The 15,554-nt window shown below is 60.7% G+C and carries 14 protein-coding genes; 7 read left to right on the top strand and 7 right to left on the bottom strand.

The window, feature by feature from the left end:
* Positions 1-117: 117 nt before the first annotated feature.
* A complete protein-coding gene (locus FNZ07_RS03545) occupies positions 118-1,113 on the bottom strand; it encodes an MDR/zinc-dependent alcohol dehydrogenase-like family protein (RefSeq protein WP_091008545.1) in 996 nt (331 codons plus the stop codon).
* A gap of 139 nt (positions 1,114-1,252) precedes the next feature.
* On the opposite strand from FNZ07_RS03545, the gene FNZ07_RS03540 reads away from it, so the two are divergent.
* The 4 genes from FNZ07_RS03540 (at position 1,253) to FNZ07_RS03525 (ending at position 5,459) form a co-directional block, all read left to right on the top strand.
* On the top strand, positions 1,253-2,134 hold the full coding sequence (locus FNZ07_RS03540) for a LysR family transcriptional regulator (RefSeq protein WP_091008542.1): 882 nt from the start codon (positions 1,253-1,255) through the stop codon (positions 2,132-2,134).
* A 79-nt stretch (positions 2,135-2,213) separates the two neighbouring features.
* Complete coding sequence (locus FNZ07_RS03535) at positions 2,214-2,930, top strand: O-methyltransferase (RefSeq protein ID WP_091008539.1); 717 nt, start codon at positions 2,214-2,216, stop codon at positions 2,928-2,930.
* Positions 2,931-3,241: 311 nt separating this feature from the next.
* Complete coding sequence (locus FNZ07_RS03530) at positions 3,242-4,972, top strand: ABC-F family ATP-binding cassette domain-containing protein (protein ID WP_091008538.1); 1,731 nt, start codon at positions 3,242-3,244, stop codon at positions 4,970-4,972.
* Positions 4,973-5,207: 235 nt separating this feature from the next.
* Positions 5,208-5,459, top strand: a complete 252-nt coding sequence (locus tag FNZ07_RS03525) for a hypothetical protein (RefSeq protein WP_091008535.1) — start codon at positions 5,208-5,210, stop codon at positions 5,457-5,459.
* Between the two features lie 3 nt (positions 5,460-5,462).
* Here FNZ07_RS03525 and FNZ07_RS03520 read toward each other — a convergent pair whose 3' ends face one another.
* From FNZ07_RS03520 to FNZ07_RS03510, 3 genes are all read right to left on the bottom strand, one after another.
* Positions 5,463-6,308 carry a carbohydrate ABC transporter permease gene (locus tag FNZ07_RS03520; RefSeq protein ID WP_091008533.1) on the bottom strand — a complete coding sequence of 282 codons (846 nt, stop codon included), beginning with the start codon at positions 6,306-6,308 and terminating at the stop codon, positions 5,463-5,465.
* Positions 6,305-7,216, bottom strand: a complete 912-nt coding sequence (locus tag FNZ07_RS03515) for a carbohydrate ABC transporter permease (RefSeq protein ID WP_091008530.1) — start codon at positions 7,214-7,216, stop codon at positions 6,305-6,307. Before FNZ07_RS03515 ends, FNZ07_RS03520 begins: the two co-directional genes overlap by 4 nt.
* A gap of 157 nt (positions 7,217-7,373) precedes the next feature.
* Complete coding sequence (locus FNZ07_RS03510) at positions 7,374-8,606, bottom strand: ABC transporter substrate-binding protein (RefSeq protein ID WP_091008528.1); 1,233 nt, start codon at positions 8,604-8,606, stop codon at positions 7,374-7,376.
* Between the two features lie 274 nt (positions 8,607-8,880).
* On the opposite strand from FNZ07_RS03510, the gene FNZ07_RS03505 reads away from it, so the two are divergent.
* From FNZ07_RS03505 to FNZ07_RS03495, 3 genes are all read left to right on the top strand, one after another.
* On the top strand, positions 8,881-9,654 hold the full coding sequence (locus FNZ07_RS03505) for an SDR family oxidoreductase (RefSeq protein WP_091008525.1): 774 nt from the start codon (positions 8,881-8,883) through the stop codon (positions 9,652-9,654).
* Positions 9,655-9,702: 48 nt separating this feature from the next.
* Positions 9,703-10,791, top strand: coding sequence for an ABC transporter ATP-binding protein (locus FNZ07_RS03500; RefSeq protein WP_091008523.1), 1,089 nt, complete (start codon positions 9,703-9,705; stop codon positions 10,789-10,791).
* 66 nt (positions 10,792-10,857) lie between these two features.
* Positions 10,858-11,724: a MurR/RpiR family transcriptional regulator gene (locus FNZ07_RS03495; protein ID WP_091008520.1), complete on the top strand. Its 867-nt coding sequence runs from the start codon at positions 10,858-10,860 to the stop codon at positions 11,722-11,724.
* Between the two features lie 69 nt (positions 11,725-11,793).
* Here FNZ07_RS03495 and FNZ07_RS03490 read toward each other — a convergent pair whose 3' ends face one another.
* From FNZ07_RS03490 to FNZ07_RS03480, 3 genes are all read right to left on the bottom strand, one after another.
* Positions 11,794-12,870 carry an aromatic ring-hydroxylating dioxygenase subunit alpha gene (locus FNZ07_RS03490; RefSeq protein WP_091008517.1) on the bottom strand — a complete coding sequence of 359 codons (1,077 nt, stop codon included), beginning with the start codon at positions 12,868-12,870 and terminating at the stop codon, positions 11,794-11,796.
* A gap of 13 nt (positions 12,871-12,883) precedes the next feature.
* Positions 12,884-13,843, bottom strand: a complete 960-nt coding sequence (locus FNZ07_RS03485; protein WP_091008515.1) for a PDR/VanB family oxidoreductase — start codon at positions 13,841-13,843, stop codon at positions 12,884-12,886.
* An 89-nt stretch (positions 13,844-13,932) separates the two neighbouring features.
* The gene (locus FNZ07_RS03480; RefSeq protein WP_091008512.1) at positions 13,933-15,354 is read right to left on the bottom strand and encodes an MFS transporter; all 1,422 of its coding nucleotides are present in this window, start codon (positions 15,352-15,354) and stop codon (positions 13,933-13,935) included.
* Positions 15,355-15,554: the final 200 nt, after the last annotated feature.

The following is a 15,554-nucleotide window of genomic DNA, read 5'->3' as shown; positions in this document are numbered from 1 at the left end:
GTTGTCAAATTCTTTTAAATGATTTTATCGATTTATTCAATTCGCAATTTATTCGCTCCGCAATTTATCCGATCAGCATCCGGTCGATAAAACAAGGAATGCAATAAATGCCGAAATCTACGCAACCAGGACAGCTTTACTCCCATCGAGCGATTCGTACGCCATGGCCAGATCGATCTGATCGTAGCTGAACTCTTTGCCGATCCGGGTCATGAACATCGGATCGTCGATCACGCCCGCGAGCGTTTTCAGCGCGGCAACGAGTTTGTCCTGATCCTTCACGGTCCTGCTGTCGTAATTGCTGAACCGCCGCATGATCAGATTTTTCATCATGAAGAGTGCGGACTGGATCGAAGCCGGCGCACTGCCACCGAGGAAGCCATAGAAATAGATCGTGGAGTTCATCGGCAGGCTGGGAGCAATTTTCCCGAGCAGGTCACCGCCCACGCCATCGAACACCGCAGTCGTCCCGAGTTCGGTAGATAGCGCAGCGAGCGTATCGGTGAAGCCCTCGCGGGTGACGATGACATGCTCCACACCCGATGCGCGGAGCGCGTCCCGTGCTGCCTCGGTGCGCACGAGAAAAATCGCGGGCACGTTCCTTTTGCGCGCGAGCGTGGCGAGCGCATGGCCGGTTGCCGAATTCCCGGCTGTGACAATCACACCCTTGTGCCCTGCCTCAACGATCTCTTCGAGAAAAGCGTAAGCCGTCATGACGTTGACGAGCGAGCCGCAATAGTCTCTTGCGCGAACATGATCGGGCAGGATCAGGCAACTCGTGTGGCGCATATGCGCTTTTTCGCACCATAGTCCGACGTTCTCCGGGCTTCTGGCGAGCGCGCGATAGATCGCCACCTGCTTGCCCGCATATTCTTCCGGGACACCTGCTCCCAACGCCACGATGCGCCCCGATCCTGAAGCACCCCACACATCGTGGCGACCGCTTACCGGCACACTGCCCGCCGCGGTGGGTACTCTCAGGAAAGTCTTGTCGCCATGGTTGATTGCGGACGCATCCATGTCGATGACGACATGGCCCGGCGCGGGCTGGTCCGGGGTCGGGATGTCGCGCACTTCCAACTCTCGGCTCGGCGTTACACAAATTGCTTTCATCAATAAGCTCCTTCTGTTTCGGTGTCGGTTCTGGTTTCGCTGATAGCGCAGCCCGTAACATAAGCAACTTCATCCATTGCCGAAACGCCGCTTCGAGACATACCATCGATTCCATTCTGGAATTGATGAGGTGCCACACATGGACCGACTGGATGCAATTCGCCTGTTTGTGCGCCTTGTCGAATGCGGCAGCTTTTCCGCCGTGGGGCGCGAGGAAGGGATCGGGCAGCCTGCCGTCAGCAAGCAGATCGTGGCGCTGGAACGACATCTGGGTGCTCAGCTCGTTTTGCGTACCTCGCGTCGCGTCGTGATCACGGAAGCGGGGCAGACGTTCTACGAGTCGGCGAAACAATGGGTGGACGATTTCGACGCGATCGAGTCTTCCGTGGGCGAGCGCCAGCAGTTGCCGCGAGGACTGATCAGGATCAATACCGCTCCGGCGCATGGCCGGCTTTGCATTACGCCGCTACTTCCCGAGTTCTTTCGACGCTATCCGGATGTCTCGATCGAACTGTCGGTATCGGAACGCCAGGTCGACCTGGTGGGAGAGGGTGTCGATCTGGCCATTCGCCATGGGCGACTGGTGGACTCTTCGCTGACCGCGAGGAAATTGTCCGAGACCGATTTCGTCCTGGTGGCCACTCCCGGGTATCTGGCGGCGCAAGGCGTGCCGACTCGCATTCCCGATCTGGACAAACACACCTGCATTGTCTTTGCGAAAGGCCGCGAGCGTTACCCCTGGGCACTCAAGGTCGGGCGCGAAACCGTCTCCTACGTTCCGCACGGCTCGCTGCTTACCGGCGATGCAGAACATATTCGCGCCGCTGTGCTGTGCGGTCTGGGTATTTCTCAGGCGCCGTTCTGGCTGCTGGCAGAGGAGATCCGTTCCGGTCAGGTTCAGGTATTGCTGCCGCAATCGCAGCCCGAGCGGGTGCCTATTCATCTTGTTTATGCGGCTGGCCGCCGCGTGCCGATGCGGGTGAGGGTGCTCATCGACTATCTTGTCGAGGCATTTCAGTAGGCCGGCCACAATATTCGCAGTTTCGGAACGTCCTCACGATGACCACTTATCGATGCCACCGACCTGACGGGGAGAGGACATGTCATCACCAGGCACTGCGCTTCTGGATCGCCTGCACGAACAGAGCACCGCTGAAACGATGGCCCGCGCACGCGCACAGTTTCACGGATCAAACGAGGAACTCGCGGAACTTGCGGAGCAATACGGTGCGCTTGTCCCGCGACTGCGCGGCAGGTTTCTTCGCGAGCAAGGACTATCGAGCGAGGATACGGAATCCTCGCAAGGCGTCGACCTGTTGCTGGCGATCTCCGCCGGGATGGGGCAGTTCTTGCGAAACATGGTGCTTGCGCACCGGCCGTCGAGAATTCTGGAACTCGGCAGTTCCTGCGGCGTGTCGACACTGTATTTTGCGCAGGCGTTGCGTACATTGGGTAGCGGGACCGTCATCGCGACCGAACTCGACGCTGCAAAGTGTGCACAGCTTCGCAAACATATCCGGACGGCGGAAGTCGAGCCGTATGTCGATCTTCGTGAAGGCGATGTGTTCGAGACCGTTGCGGAACTGGACGGTACCTTCGACATCGTGTTTATCGACATCTGGGCCGATGCCTATCTGCGTCTCTTCAAGCAAGTCGAGCCTCTTCTGCGGCCGGGATCGATCGTTCTTGCCGACAATATGTACACCGCCGAAGACGCCGTGCAGGCCTACAAGCACTACCTCGAGCAAAGTCCGCGTTTTTCGAGCACGACACTGGACTTCGAATCGGGAGTCGAGTTTACGGTTGTCGTCTCCTAGCCGGAACCCCGGCAGCGGTGGACACCGTTGCGTCGGCAACTTGTATGCCGACCCAGAGCAGGTATAAACTCCCGCGCTACTTCTCACTCTTTTTTAAAAAGGAGGTAAATATGGTTTTGCTAGTGCGCCCACTGTGGTTGGCACATTTGACCAGCACATTTACCCGCTCTTGCCTGAGTTCCATCGCGCTGCGATAACCCGGTCAGAGCAAAGCCCACTCCACCTTCCCGAGTCCTTTCTCGACTCTACCGTTGTCGCCAGCGCTCCTGTTGACAGGGACAAGCACGTCCCAATGAAACGCGAGCAAGAGCATGACAACCCTGATTTCTGCACTTTCCCTGCAGCTGGACACCGTTCACGGTCCGCTGTTTCAGGATCTTTCCTTTACCGTAAAACTCGGCGACCGCATCGGTCTGTTGGGCCACAACGGCTGTGGCAAGAGTAGTTTGCTCGGCATCCTGGCCGGCAGCCGCGAACCCAATGCTGGTAGCGTTCAATACGCAGGGCAGTGTCGCCTGCAGCACGTCGAGCAGCATCTGCCGCCTGGACTGGCCGGTCTAACCACACGCGAGGCATTGCTCGAAGTCGTTAGCGCACAGCCGGCGCACCATTGGCGCGTAGATAGCCTGCTGGACGAACTGGCGTTATCGGCACAGGCACACATAGTGGTGTCCAGCCTGAGCGGTGGTCAGCACACCCGTTTGCTGTTGGGGCGCGCAGTGCTACTCGAGCCGAATCTGCTGTTACTCGATGAACCGAGCAACCATCTGGATCTGCCTTCGCTTCTCTGGCTCGAAGATTTTCTGCGCCGCTGGCAGGGCGGTTTCATTCTGGTGTCGCACGATCCGCGGCTGCTGGACACGCTGAGCGACAAGAGCTGGATCTTGCGCGACGGGCGGTTGTATAGCTTCGACATGCCTTGCAGCCGTGCGTTGACTGCGCTGGCCGAGGCCGATGTGGCCGCGCAGGCGCGCCACGCCGGCGAGCAAAAGGAAATCGATCGCCTTGCTGCCAGCAGCAAACGTCTGGCGATATGGGGCCGTGAGCACGACAACGAGAAACTGTTGCGGCAGGCGAAGTCCATCCAGCGGCGTGTCGACAAGCTGAAAGACGATCAAACGTTCGTCAGTCGCGGTAGCCCATGGCGCCTGAAATTGCAGGGCAGTGCGCTGGCGGCCGACCGTTTGCTCGCATTCGAAGGCCTGCAGGTGCGTGCGCAAGCTGAACAACCGTTGTTGTTTGAAATCGATCACCTGTGGCTGCGACCCGGCGACAAGGTCGCGCTTCTAGGCAGTAACGGCACCGGCAAGTCGTCGTTGTTACGCCAGTGCTGGAGCGATGTGCAGCAAGGCGAAGCGCGCCACGGCTGGCGTTTTCATCCCGCGGCGCGCATTGCGTACTACGATCAGTCATTGCAGCAACTGGCAGACGACGCGACGCTACCGGATGCGCTCTATAAGTTTGCTCCGGTGAGCGATAGAGAGCGACGACAGGCATTGATTGCCGCGGGGTTTGCCTACTCGCGCCACAGCCAGACCGTGGCGACGCTAAGTGGCGGCGAGCGGGCGCGTCTGCTGTTTCTCGCGCTATCGATGGCCAGTTATCACCTGTGGTGGCTCGATGAACCGACCAACCATCTGGACATGGAAGGCAAACACGAACTGGCTGATGCGCTGGCTGAGTTCGCGGGCGGTTTTATACTGGTGTCGCACGACCGCGAGTTGATCGAGCACAGTTGCAATCGCTTTTGGGCGATCCATAACTGTCGGCTGCAGGAGTGGCCGGATGCGGCGAGGGCATATCAGCAGCTGTTCACGGCGCGCGATGATGTGCCGGTGTCCGGGGTTGCTCCCGCTACAGCACCGGTCCACGCTGACGCGCCATCCAGCGATAGCGAGGCCGAGTCGCAATGGCAGCGTTTGTGCGAACTGGAAGACTGGCTGGCGGCGGACCTGGCGCGTAAGCGGAAGCATCAAAAGCCGCACTTGCAGCAGGCGTGGCAGCAAGAGATGTTGCAACTGAAGCAGGCGCTTGGGCTGTAAGGCCTGAACGAGGGTGGCCCTGGAGTTTGCCCTGTCTATCGTTCGGGTTTGAACGGCGGGAATATTCCAGGTGTTGGTTGGCAGCGCGGATCGCCGTCGTACGGTTCGCGCTGTCAGTGACCTTCACGTAAAGTCAGCGGCGTACACCATACCTGACCAACTGAAGTTCAACGAGGCACGAGAGCTTTAACACGGCGGGGTGTTATCTTGCCGAACCAGACTTACGGAACGTGCAATGAAAAAATCGAAGAAGCTCGCTCTCCTTGCCCTGACATTCACGGCATGGGGTCTGTATAAATTGTTTGCGGTCTTTCAGGACATGCAGACGGGGTGCATCCAGTTCCAGACGCACAAGACATGCAGCTTCGAAAACGCGGAGAATTTTCAGAGCCTGCTGGATGTCGAATTGATGTTCGCGTGCGCCTGGGCTGCGGGTGCGGTGATCTGCTGGATGGTTACGGTGGAGGCGCAGAGGAAGGAGCGGTAACGCTCACTTCACCGCCCCCAGCGCCAGCCCCTTCACCAGATACCGTTGCAACCACGCAAACACAATCGAAACCGGCAACGTCGCACACAGCGTGGCAGCCATCACGAGGTGCCACTGCACCGTATATTTCCCCGCCACCATATCGGTCACCTGAACGGTAAGCGTCTTGTTCTCCGGCGAACGGATCAGCGTGTACACCACGGCAAACTCGTTCCACGCATTGATGAACGTGAAGATTGCGGTCACGACGATCGCCGGCACTGCAAGTGGCAAGAACACCTTGAACACCGCCCGCGTGCGACCGCATCCTTCGAGCCACGCCGCTTCTTCGAGATCGCGCGGCACGGTCTGGAAATACGACGACAGCATCCACACTGCGAACGCAATGTTGAACGCCGCATACGAGACGATCACACCGATCTTCGAGTCGACCAGGTTGCCGTCGCCGTACGGAATCATCGCGGCGAGCCGGAACAGGCCGACCACCAGCAGGATCGGCGACAGCATTTGCGTGACGAGCAGGAACTGCCGGTAAGCACTCCGACCGCTAAACGGAAAACGCGCGAGCGCATACGCGGCAGGCAGACTCACGGCGAGCGCGAGCGATGTCGAGAGCACACTGATCACCGCGCTGTTGCGCAACGCAACGCCGAAATTGGCCGCGACCCACATGTCGGCGAAGTTCTGCCAGTGCCAGTGCACCGGCAACCAGCGCGCCGGATAGACGAACACTTCGTCCGCGGGTTTCAAGGCAGTGAACAGCATTACCGCAAACGGAAACAGCACGAGCACGACGAGCGGCGCCAATGCAAGCCAGCACCACAGTGTGCGTTTCATCTTCAGGCTCATGCGGCGTCCCCTTCTTTTTGCGGCAGCATGCGCAGATACACCATCGAAAACACGAACAGCATCACCAGCATGATCAGCGATACGGCCGCTGCTTCGCCAGGCCGGCCGAGCCGGAAGCCGAGTTCGTACAGGTAGGTGACGAGAATATGCGTGCCGTTGTCCGGGCCGCCCTGCGTCATCACCCAGATGATCGGAAACGAATTGAACACGTAGATCACGTTCAGCAGGATCGCCATGTTGATGAACGGCCGCAGCAGCGGCATCGTCAGTTTGCGGAACTGCTGCCATGCGCTCGCGCCATCCATGCGCGCCGCTTCGTAGATATCGCCCGGTACCGACGACAATCCGCCCAGCAGGATCGTCACCGTGAACGGTATCGATACGAGAATGCCGACCGCGATCTCGACCGGAAAAGCGAATTCAGGTGTAGCAAGCCAGTGAATCGGTCCGCCGATCAATCCCAACCGCTGCAGCGTCACGTTGACCATGCCGTAATCGTCGTTGAACGCCCAGCGCCAGACCACGGCGGTCATCGTCAGCGAGACCGACCACGGCAGCATCACGATGGTCCGCGCGACACCACGGCCGTAGAAGTCCTGATTCAGCACTAGCGCAACCGGCACCGAAAACAGCACCGTGCCGCCGACCACACACGCGGTCCAGACGATCGTGCGCCGCGCCGCGTCGGCGAACACCGGATCGGAGAACACGCTGTAGAAATTCTGCAACCCGCTAAAGCCGCGAATCGCACCGAAGCGCGACACCTCATGCAGCGACTGGAACACGATGTTGTAGATCGGATAGCTGATGATGAACAGCGCGAGGATCAGACTCGGCGCGATCAGCAACCAGGGCGCCGACAGGCGCTGCGTGATGGAACGGCTGGGCGTACTGCGGGAACGGCTCATGCGTGCTCGATCGTAGGAAGCGCCGGCCCGGTGAAACATGGGTCGGCGCGACGGGAAGGGCGGGGTGCTGTGTTGCGTTGCGTATGTCGCTATCGTGGTCGCTGGGTGTAACCCACCCAACAGCGGCGGCTCACGCGCAGCGACTACGCGGAACGTCTTAGTGGCCGAGTGCCTTGTTAGCCTCCGTAGCTGCGCCGTTCAGTGCATCGGCCGGCTTCGCCTTGCCGAGGTAGACCGACTGCATCGCGTTCGAGACAGCCTTCGCGGTATCTTCCCAGCCGGTGATGGTCGGGGCGAATTTCGCGGTCGGCAGCAGCGCGACGAAAGCCTTCGTGTCGGGATCGTTGAACGCCGGATCGGTGGCTTCAGCTTTCGTCGTAGGCAGGAAGCCTTCGGTGCTCGTGAACTCGACGCGCGGTTCCTTCGTGAACAGATAGTCGAGGAACTTCCACGCGCTCTTCTTCACCTTCGAGTTCTTGAACATCACGATCGAATCCGTCACCGCGTAGGTGGCGTGCGTCGTGCCCATCGGAATCGGATCGATACCGTACTTCAGGTTAGGCGCTTCCTTCTTGATCTGCTTGGCGAGGAACGGTGCCGAGATGACCATCGCGACACGGCCCTGCTTGAACAGATTCTGCACGTCCTCGCGGCTGTAGCCGGTCACACCAGGCTGCGTCAGACCGTCGTCGATCAGCGTCTTGTACAGCGTCGCAGCCTTCACGCCTGCCGGCGAATTGAACGCAGCCTTGCCGTCCTTGCCGACCACGTCGCCGCCGTTGGTCCACAGCGCGTAGTACCAGTAGACGTCGGTTTCGATTTCCTTGCCTTGCAACCCGAAGCCGGCAATGCCCATGGCCTTCAGCTTCTTCGACGCGGCGATCACGTCGTCCCAGGTCTTCGGACCATCGGGGAAGCCGGCCTTGGCCAGCAGATCCTTGTTGTAGTACAGCGCGCGTGCCGAGGCAGCGATCGGCAGGCCGTACACCTTGCCGTTGATCTCACCCGGGGCCAGGAACGGGCCGATGAAGCGCGCCTTGAAGGTCGGGTCCATATAGCCGTCGAGCGGCTCAGCCACGTCGTCCTTCACGAAATCGAGCAGCCAGCGCGTACCGACGATCGCGAGGTCAGCGTTTGCGCCGCCCGAGATGTCCGTTTGCAGCTTCTGCTGCAGCGTGTCCCAGTTCACGTCCTCGATCTTGATCGTGGTGCCGGGATTCGCTTTCTCGAAGTTACGGGCCATCTTTTCGAAGTACGGCGCCGTCGCATCGCTGTAGTGGGCGACGGTGACGCGGACCGTGTCGGCCTGCGCCGCATGGGCGATACCTGCAAATGCAAGTGCTACGGCAATTCTGCCGAGCACGAGGGAAGCACGTGCATGCAACGACATTTCGACTCTCCTTGGGGTGGTCTGCGCCCGGCAACCGGCCGCTGGGTTGGAATTGTTGTTTGTAAAAATCCTACATGACGAAAAAAAGCTTGTCACGTAGGGTTGTCGATATTTTTTCTCAAACCTGTTTTTGCCATAAGATGCTGTAAAAGAAGGGAGATTTTGTGCGCTGCAAGGCTGGGACGGCGGGCTGGGGCGGTTGCACCTGCGCGCCGCCCGCCAACCCATATGTTGGAAATTTACAAGCTTGACGGGTAATTTGACGAGGACGGACATGAAGCGTGTCGTACTGGTGACGGGAGCAAGCGGCGGGATCGGCAGCGTGCTGTGCAAGCGTTTTGTCGCGGAGGGCGACACCGTGCTGGCGCTCGATATCGACGCCGCGGCGCTCGGCGAACTCACGGCGACGTTGGGCGCCGAGCACGTCACGCCGGTCGCGGTCGACATCGGCGACGCGGCGGCGGTGCAGGCGGCGGTGGCCGAGGCGGTCGCCGTGCGCGGCCCGGTCGACGTGCTGGTCGCGAACGCAGGCGGCGCACTGCGGCCCACCCTCGCGACTACGGATGCAGCAAGCTGGCAGCGCGACATCAACCTGAACCTGAACGGCACGTATTACGTCGTCGAGTCGGTGCGCAAGTCGATGATCGAGCGGCAACGCGGTGCGCTGGTCCTGATCGGCTCGGTGAACGGGATGGCGGCGCTCGGCCACCCGGCGTATAGCGCGGCGAAAGCCGGGCTCATCAGTTACACGAAGGCGCTTGCCATCGAACTGGGCCGCTACGGTATTCGCGCCAATATCGTTTGCCCGGGCACGGTGAAGACGAGGGCGTGGCAGGCGCGTGTCGACAAGCATCCGCAGGTTTTTGAAGACCTGAAGAAGTGGTATCCGCTGGGCGACTTCGCGACCCCCGACGATATCGCCGACGCCGTACTGTTCCTCGCGTCACCGCAGGCGCGGGTGATTACCGGCGTGGCGTTGCCCGTCGACGGCGGCCTGATGGCCGGCAACCGGCCGATGGCCGAGGAACTGACGCTCGAATCGATCTGAGCCCGGTGAACACACCGCGTTCGATGCAAGAACCGTAATGAGGACAGCATGGCAGCAGTGCAACTGAGCGGCATCTTCAAGCGCTATGGCGAGACCCAGGTCGTGCACGGCATCGACCTCGCGATCGACGACGGCGAATTCGTCGTGCTGGTCGGCCCGTCGGGATGCGGCAAGAGCACGTTGATGCGGATGGTCGCCGGGCTCGAAGAGATCAGCGGCGGCGATCTGTTGATCGGCGGCACGCGTTCGAACAGCCTGCCGCCGCAGCAGCGCAACATCTCGATGGTGTTCCAGAGCTACGCGCTGTATCCGCATCTGTCGGTGTACGAGAACATCGCGTTTGGTCCGCGCATCCGCAAGGAATCGCCGACGAGTTTCAAGCCGCGCATCGAGACCGCGGCAAAGATGTTGAATCTGAGCGGCTATCTGGACCGTCTGCCGCGCGCATTGTCGGGTGGCCAGCGGCAGCGGGTCGCGATGGGCCGCGCGGTAGTACGCGAGCCGTCACTGTTCCTGTTCGACGAGCCGCTGTCGAACCTCGACGCGAAGCTGCGCGTGCAGATGCGCACGGAAATCAAGGCGCTGCACCAGCGGCTGAAGAACACCATCATCTACGTGACGCACGACCAGATCGAAGCGATGACGATGGCCGACCGCATCGTCGTGATGAACGCCGGTCGCATCGAGCAGGTTGGCCGACCGCTCGATCTGTACGACCGGCCCGCAAACTTGTTTGTCGCGAGTTTTCTCGGTTCGCCTTCGATGAATTTCGCCGAAGGCGTCGTCGCGGCCGGCGCACAAGGCCCGGTACTGAAACTCGGCGACGGCGCGGAGATCGGCTTGCCCGGAGCGGGCACACCAGTGGGCACGAAATGCACACTCGGTGTGCGGCCCGAACACATCGACATCGATCTCGCAAACCAGGGTGCGGCCGGCGTAGCTGTCGTGGCAATGGACATCGAGGTCGTCGAGCCGACCGGCGCGGAAACGCATCTGTACGGGAAAATTGGCGGCAATACGTGGTGTGTCACCAGCCGTCTGCGCTCGGCATTCGAGCCTGGGCAACGCGTAACGCTCGGACTGCCTGCCGGAAATCTTCATCTGTTCGATACGGAGAGCGGACGCAGAATCGCCTGACGCCGCCGTGGTCGAAGCCGTGACCGGCGCGCGGATTCCAGACCTCAACCCATAAGGAACGCAGGGGTGTCCGCACCGAATCTGATTCCCCACATCCGCGGCGCACTGACGTCGTTGCGGCCCGCCGAGCGCAAGGTCGCCGACATGGTGCTCTCCGACGTCGACTTCGCGATGCGCGCAAGCATCACCGAACTGGCGCAGCGTGCCGATGTGTCCGAGCCATCGGTGACGCGCTTTTGTCGTGCGATCGGTGCGCACGGCCTGCGCGACTTCAAGATGCAGCTCGCACAGAGTGTGGCGGGGGGGATGCCGTATGCGTCGACAGCGGTTGCACGCGACGACGATACCCAGACGCTGCTCGACAAGGTGGGTGAGGCAGCGGTCGACGGCATCATGCATGCACGCAGCGAGCTCGACCCCGTGGCCGTCGATGCTGCGATCACCGCGCTCTCGCATGCGCGGCGCGTGTTCTTCTTCGGCGTCGGCTCGGGTTCAGGACTGGTCGCGCAGGATGCCGCGTTGCGTTTTCTGCGCCTCGATATCGCGGCGAGCGCGTTTAGCGACAGTCATTTGCAGCGCCTCTATGCAGGGTTGATGGAACCGGGTGATGTGGCGTTCGCGATTTCGCACGCGGGGCGTAGCGTCGAAGTGAATGAAAGCATCCAGATCGCCAAAGAGCGCGGTGCGACGACGATTGCGCTGACCAACGTCGGTTCGCGGCTGGCCTGGCTTGTCGATATTCCGCTGCTGCTGCGCGTGCCGAGCCCGATCGATCCGAATACGCCGGGTGTGTCGCGGCTCGTGCATCTGTGCATCGTCGATGCGCTTGCAATCGGCGTTGCCTTGCGGCTCGGGCCGAAGACGCTGGAGAAGATGCGGCATGCGAAGGCGCGGCTCGGGCATGAAGCGGAGCCGGCAGGGGGCGAGGTTTAAAGCATCTAGCCGCACCCCAGCCACCCAACCCACCTGTCCGCCGAAGCGGAAACCGACGTCGCAAGCTGCTTACGAAAGACCGAACTTGAGGTCGTTCACACCGATCGGCGTCACCCCTCCCGCAGCCTGTTCGCCTTCGAGCCGATCCAGGATTCGCATTGCATGAAGCGCGCCGGCATCGTTCATGACATTGACCGTCGAGCGCAACGGGTCCATGTCGATCAATATCTGTTGAGCTTCGAAGAGACGGTGATCCTCCTTGAACGCGACAAGGACGTCTTCGAACAGGACGTTCGTGATGTCTGGCCTGTCGAGCATTCCCTTGTGACATTGACTCCAGAAGTAGTGTGTCGTGCGGTCCGTTTCCGGTGTGATTGCATGCAGGTTGGTCAGCTCCAGCCCTCCTACCCGATGACCGTCTGGCGCGCCCGTGCCGGTGGGACAGGCGCCGCCGTAAATTCGAACGAACCCCGGTGGGATGAAGTGGACGATTTGCCAGCGATCGACATTTCCGTCGAAGCTGGCGAGCTTGTGGTACGTGGCGGGAGGGGCGATGTTAATCATCCAGCGTGAAATGCGAACCTCGTTGTCTTCACGTTCGAACTTGACATTGGCGGCGTCGATCACTGCTCTGGTGCCTATCGTGGAGGCGTGCACGAAGGCGAGATGGGAAAGATCGAGCAGGTTCTGCACGATCAACCGGTAATTCGATTTGACGTCGAATCGATCCGATTTTCCTCGCCATTCCGGATCGCTCATCCAGTGATAGTCCGGGATATTTTTTTCGTCGGCAAGTTCGGGATCGCCCATCCAGATCCAGACCCACGAATATCTTTCTGCCGTAGGGTAATGTTGCACTTTCGCATTGCGGGGAATGACTTCCTGGCCTGGAATCTCGATGCATGTCCCCGTGCATTCGTAGAGGAACCCGTGATACCCGCATCGGACATGGTTGCCCTCCAATGTTCCTTTGCTCAACGGGTAGTGACGATGGCAACAGCGGTTTTCAAGCGCGGTCACTGACCCGTCGCTCTTCCTGTAGAAGACGATCGGCTCGTTGATGATGATGCGCTCGAACAACTTGCCAGAAATTATTTCATCCGATGACGCGCAGACGTACCACGAGTTTTTGATGAAGTTGGTCATAGTCGCTCGGTGTTTAGATATCGATTGATAGATACGGCGTAAGCGCTCGCGAGCAGCACGGCGTAAAGCTCTGGGTTCGCTCTTTCTCGGTCAGACATTGATCGCAGTGATCCGGCAAGCCATCCAGAACACGCGTCACGCAGGTTGCACACACTCCCGACTCACAGCTGAACGGCACCTCGACACCTGCGTCCAGCATGATTTGCAAGGCCGTCTTGTCGGGCGGAACCAGTAACGTTTTTCGACTCCTCGCGAGCTGAAGTTCGAACGCTTTGTTGCCCGCGGATTTTTCAAACTCTGGCTTGAAGCTCTCGAAATGGAGGCGCTCTTCCGTCCATTGCGCATGCCTCGCTTCGGACAGTACTTGCTTCATGAAGCCGTCCGGGCCGCATGTGTAGAGATGGGAGCCTTCGCGTGCCGATCGGATCAAGCTGGCGAAGTCCAGATGCCGGGCTGCGTCTCCGCCGTCGAAATGCAGCGTCACAAAAGGTGCGAAGCGGGGATGCGTCAGCTCCGTCATAAAGGCGCAGTGATCCTTCGATCTCGCGCATAGATGCAGGTGCCAGTCCGCATCCATTGACTGAAGGCGATAGGCCATGGCCAGTAGCGGCGTGATCCCGATTCCTCCACCCACGAGAACAGAACTGGGTGCGCCTTCGTTCAATGGAAAGTGATTGACGGGCAGGCTGCCCTCGATCACGTCGCCAACCTGGAGCAGATCGTGAACGGTCCGCGAGCCGCCCCTGGAATTTCTCGCCAACGACACGCCGAGTCGATATCGCTCGTGCTGGGCTGGGTTGCCGCATAACGAGTACGGCCGCGTTACTCCCGTGGGCAAACGGACGTTGATATGTGCGCCTGCCGTAAAGGCCGGTAGCGGCTCACCGTCAGCAGAGGCGAGCTCAAGCATGACAACGTCTTTTGCCACGGCGATTTTTTCCACTACCTTCATCGTGAGCTGCTGAGAAATCATCGGGTCTCCCACATGCCTCGCGTTTTGCCTGCAGGCAAGCTTGCTTGACTTGCCCTCTCTACGGACGGCTTCGGGCGTTAAGACACCGTTCAACCTCCGGCGGGTGATGCGTCGATCGGCTGCTGCTGCCGCGCGACGAAGCCGCGCGCCACGTGACGACGAATCAACGCCAGCGACAGTGCGGCAACCGTCATGGTCGCGGTGAGAAAGCCGAAATAGGCGTGCGCGCCGACGGCAAGGAGCGGCGGGCCGACGAACGCGCTGAATACCGCACCCAGGCGCCCGAAGGCGGTCGCCACGCCCACGCCCGTGGCGCGCACGGTGGTGGGAAACATCTCCGCGGCCAGTACGAAGATCGCAACCTGCACCCCTGGAATGGCACCGACCAGGAAGATGCCCAAGGTGCTGGCCCACCTGGTGCCGCCCTCCGGCGCGAAAGAAACCGTCGACAGCGCGAGCGTCGTGACAGCGGCGCCGATCGCCAGAGTCATCAACGGCACCCTCGAGCCGAGCCGCGAAAAAGTCCACGCTCCGCCGATACCGCAGATCAGGCCGCCGAGTCCGAACACCGATGTACTGGCGCTTGCCATCGCTAGGCTATAGCCGGCGTCGGTCAGCAGGGACGGCAACCAGGTGGAAACCGTGTAGGTCGACAGGAAGATGGCAAAGAAGGAGAGCGACAGCCACAGGGTGTCGCGGCCGTATTCGCCGCTCACGAGAGAGCGGATCGATGCGCGCGGGACGGCGGTGACCAGCGGGCCGTTGTCGACGAGACGGGCTCCCGGGACCAACGTGTGGCCCAGCCTGCGTAACAGGCGCCTCGCCGTAGCGCTGTCCGGCTTCCGTGCGGCCAGGAAGCGCAGCGATTCAGGCAGGATCACCCACAGCACGGCCGCGAGAGCGAGTGGCAACAAGCCTGAGGCTACGAACAATGCGCGCCAGCCGGCGTGCGGGAGCAGGCGGGCACCCAGCAGTCCGGCACCAACCTTGCCGACGATCAGCGCGCTGATGCAGACGCTGAGTGCGACACTGCGCCGCTTGATCGGCGTGTACTCGGCAAGGAGCGTTGTGATGTTGGGCATCGCCGCGCCGAGGCCAGCGGACGCCAGGATCCGCCAGACGCTCAGGCTCCAAAGATCATGGGCATAGGCGCCTGCCAGAGTCGTCGCGCCAAACGCAGTTACCGATCCGATCAACGTCCAGCGCCGGCCGATCCGGTCACCTGCTACACCACCGACCAGCGCACCGAGCGCCATTGCGATGAAGCTGCCAGCGAAGATCGGCACGAAGGCGGATCGGGCCACGCCCCATTCACGGACGATCGACGGTAGAGAGAGCGCGAGCACTCTCGAGTCCAGTCCGTCGAGCATCGCTACCAGCGAAACCAGCAGCAACACCAGCTTCTGGTAGCCGGTCCACCGGCCGTGATCGAGGATGGGTGCGATGTCCTTGACGAGCCTCGATTTCGAATGCGGCTCGGAGAAACGTGTGCGTGTCTGGAGAGTAGACAAGATTGCATCCTGCGATTGCGTGTTTCGACATAAATGTGATGCAACCAGCAGCGATCAAACCGTCGCAAGAAAGAGATATGGCGAGGTCCGGTCCCGGGCATTGCCCGGGGAGCGTGGCATCACACGCGGTAGCTACACCTACGGGCGGCGCCTCTGGCGTCGAGGCGTTACGGGTGCTTGTTCCAGTCTTCGCGTTCCAC

Origin of the sequence: Paraburkholderia megapolitana (genome assembly GCF_007556815.1) — a bacterium.
Taxonomy (GTDB): Bacteria; Pseudomonadota; Gammaproteobacteria; order Burkholderiales; family Burkholderiaceae; genus Paraburkholderia; species Paraburkholderia megapolitana.
Note: the sequence above shows the minus strand (reverse complement) of the source record. Positions and strands in the feature narration are given on the sequence as shown.